1 pseudogene is annotated in these 428 nt (G+C 42.3%); it reads left to right on the forward strand.

Features of this window, described 5'->3' with window-relative positions:
- Positions 1–264, forward strand: a pseudogene (locus tag A3712_RS06585) (ATP-dependent RNA helicase SrmB); the annotation flags it as partial.
- Positions 265–428: the final 164 nt, after the last annotated feature.

Below are 428 nucleotides of genomic sequence, written 5' to 3' on the forward strand. Positions count from 1 at the left end.
GGCCGTACGGCTCGTGCAGGTAAAAAAGGTAATGCGGTTTCTCTAATCGAAGCACACGATCAATTAATGATTGAACGCGTTGCTCGTTACACCAAAGAAGCAATCAAAGAGCGCTTCGTTGAAGGAATGCGCCCAACGCACAAGAAAGCCGCTGTAACGAAGAAAAAGAAACCAAAGAAAGAAGATAAGAAAGCATTAGAGAAGCAGAAGCTCGCGAAGAAGAAAAAAATCGCGAAGAAAAAGAAAGCTGCAAAGAAAAAGTAATCTGCTGACTTGCTAACTTCTGAATGATTCAACAAAAAGCCCCATGCAGCGAACTGCATGGGGCTTTTCTATATCTAGTTGGTATCTAGCGTAAACTTGTACCTTGAATAAACAACGTCTAGTTTTGCTCTTCACGCTTGAAGACTAGCTCTTTCGCGTTCGAT

The sequence above is a fragment of the Vibrio sp. HI00D65 genome, from assembly GCF_001635455.1.
Classification (GTDB): domain Bacteria; phylum Pseudomonadota; class Gammaproteobacteria; order Enterobacterales; family Vibrionaceae; genus Vibrio.